We start from the raw sequence: 1,932 nt of genomic DNA, 5'->3' as shown, positions 1-1,932 counted from the left end.
TAATAACTTCGTATAGCATACATTATACGAAGTTATACGAGATCGAACTGGTCGCGGCCTATGCGACCGACTGCATCGAGGCCGATACCGCGCGTGCATGGCTTGACAGCTATGCGGCGCTCGTCGCGTCCGCTGCCCATGAACCGCACGCCACGACGGCCGCGCTGCCGTGCGATGCGTCGGCTGCGTCGCGCCAGCCGCGCGACGGCCGTGCGCTGCGTATCGAGCATGCGGACATCGTCGCCGCGTTTGCGCGGCAGGCAGCCGCCTATCCGCATCGCGTCGCGCTTTCCGACGCGTCGACGTCGCTGACGTTCGCCGAACTCGACGACGCATCGAACCGCATCGCGCGGGCGCTCACGCAACGCGGCGTGGCCGCGGAAGCGGCCGTCGTCGTCTGCGTCGAGCGTTCGTCGCGCTTCGTCGTCGGCCTGCTCGGCGCGCTGAAAGCCGGCGCGCTGGCCGTACTGCTCGACCCCGCGCAGCCGGCCGCGCGTCTCGCCGCGGCCGCCGCCGACTGCGGCGCGCGCTGGGCGCTCGTCGCGGAGCCGACCGCATGGCCGACGGGCATCGACGCGCAGCCGCTCGACGTCGATGCGCTGGCGCAGGACGCGACGCTCGCCCACGCGGCCGGCGTGCGCGTCGCGCCGCACCCGGAACAGGGCGCATACCTGATCTATACGTCGGGCTCGACCGGCACGCCGAAGGGCGTCGTCGTCTCGCACGGCGCGCTGGCCGACTACGTGCAGGGGATGCTCGACGAACTCGCGTTCGCGCCCGACGCATCGTTCGCGATGGTCTCGACAGTCGCGGCAGATCTCGGCCACACGACGCTGTTCGGCGCGTTGTGCGCGGGCCGCACGCTGCACCTGCTGCCGGCTGCGTGCGCATTCGATCCGGACCTGTTCGCCGACGAAATGCGCCGCCGTGAAGTCGGCGTGCTGAAGATCGTGCCGAGCCATCTGCAAGCGCTGCTCGACGCGCGCGTGCCGGCCGACGTGCTGCCGCGTCACGCGCTCGTGACGGGCGGCGAAACGCTCACGTGGGCGCTCGTCGCGCGCCTGGCCGCGCTCGCGCCAGCGTGCCGCGTGATCAACCATTACGGGCCGACCGAAGCGACCGTCGGCGCGATCGCGTGCGACACGGCGTCGATTGCCGCCGACGCGCGCGATCCCGCGAGCGGCGTGCCGCTCGGCCTGCCGCTGCCGAATGCACGCGCGCTGGTGCTCGATGCGTTCGGCGCGTGCGTGCCGACCGGCGCGACCGGCGAGCTGTATCTGGGCGGGCCGGGCGTCGCGCGCGGCTACCTCGGCCGCCCCGCGCAAACCGCCGAGCGCTTCGTGCCCGATCCGTTCACGCCCGGCGCGCGGCTGTATCGCACGGGCGACCGCGTGCGGTTGCGCACGGACGGCCGCCTCGCATTCCTCGGCCGGATCGACGATCAGGTGAAGATTCGCGGCTACCGCGTCGAGCCGGGCGAGGTGAGCGCGGCCGTGCGCGCGGCCGGCCCGATCGCGCAGGCCGAAACGCTCGCGATCGAGCACGACGGCCGCCTGCGGCTCGCGACGTTCGTGGTGATGCGCGACGGCGTGGCGTTCGACGAAGCGGCGGTACGCGCCGCGCTCGCCGCGACGTTGCCCGACTACATGGTGCCCGCGCAGTTCGTCGCACTGCGGCGCCTGCCGGTGACCGCGAACGGCAAGATCGATCGCGCGGCTTTGTGCGAACTGGCCGCCGTGCCGGTTGTGGGCGCGTCCAGCGATGCGCCGCAGGGCGCAGTCGAGACGGTGCTCGCCGACGTCTGGCAGGCCGTGCTGAAGGCGCCGAAGGTCGGACGCGACGACAATTTCTTCGAACTCGGCGGCGATTCGATCCTCGTGCTGCAGGTGATCGCCCGTGCCCGCAAGCGCGGCGTGCGCTTCACGCCGAAGC

The 1,932-nt window shown here is 72.1% G+C and carries 1 protein-coding gene; it reads left to right on the top strand.

Translation table 11 applies throughout. From position 1 onward, the window contains the following. Nucleotides 1-1,932 (top strand): amino acid adenylation domain-containing protein (locus JMF90_RS35110; protein WP_201326166.1); only part of this gene is annotated, 1,932 nt, incomplete at both ends.

The sequence above is a fragment of the Burkholderia sp. E168m23 genome, assembly GCF_016586125.1.
GTDB lineage: Bacteria > Pseudomonadota > Gammaproteobacteria > Burkholderiales > Burkholderiaceae > Burkholderia > Burkholderia orbicola.
This window is presented reverse-complemented; position numbering and strand designations above follow the sequence as displayed.